The sequence below is a fragment of the Neisseria sp. HMSC070F02 genome (assembly GCF_001814225.1).
GTDB lineage: Bacteria > Pseudomonadota > Gammaproteobacteria > Burkholderiales > Neisseriaceae > Neisseria > Neisseria meningitidis.
The window spans coordinates 1-569 of sequence record NZ_KV815384.1 but is presented as its reverse complement, the minus strand read 5'-3'; the positions used below and the strand labels follow the sequence as shown (position 1 = coordinate 569).

Here is a 569-nt window from a genome sequence, read left to right as displayed (position 1 = left end):
AAGCCGCAGACAGTACAGATAGTACGGTAAGGCGAGGCAACGCTGTACTGGTTTTTGTGTATCCACTATATTGCTAGAAGTGCACCGATTAAGGTTAATTAAAATACGACCCTTATCCCAATATTAAGAAAAACAGCAATCAAAATAAACTTGATTGCTGTTTTTCAGTTTAAGCCATGAATGTAATTAGGCTCCTTATGCAGATGGCGTTACCAATAACGGCTGCTGTACGGATTGTGTATTGGCATCCACATTTCCTCCTGTCGCCGCAGTATTAGAACCGAACACAGACATAGACTGTACCAAATTATTGCCAGCATTAATATACTTGGCAAAATCTGGATTACTGATAGCTGCATCATCAAAGACAAATGTATCTACACGATGGTTTTCACCATAGAAGAATCCGGAAATACGTACGTTGTCTTGTTCAGAAGCGCTAAGCACCAAATCACTTCCGGAACGGATAAAATGAACATCTGCTGCTTTAAATCCTTTAAAGTGCATAGTGTCAGAGTTTTTATCCACATGGTAGTTATAGACCGTATCCTGACCGAAGCCTTTGCCGA

Annotated in this window: 1 protein-coding gene; it reads right to left on the bottom strand. The window is 40.4% G+C overall.

Going from position 1 to position 569, the window contains the following annotated elements; genetic code table 11:
- Positions 1-195 precede the first annotated feature (195 nt).
- A partial coding sequence (locus HMPREF2959_RS03235; RefSeq protein ID WP_024496990.1) for a calcium-binding protein occupies positions 196-569 on the bottom strand: 374 nt, incomplete at its 5' end.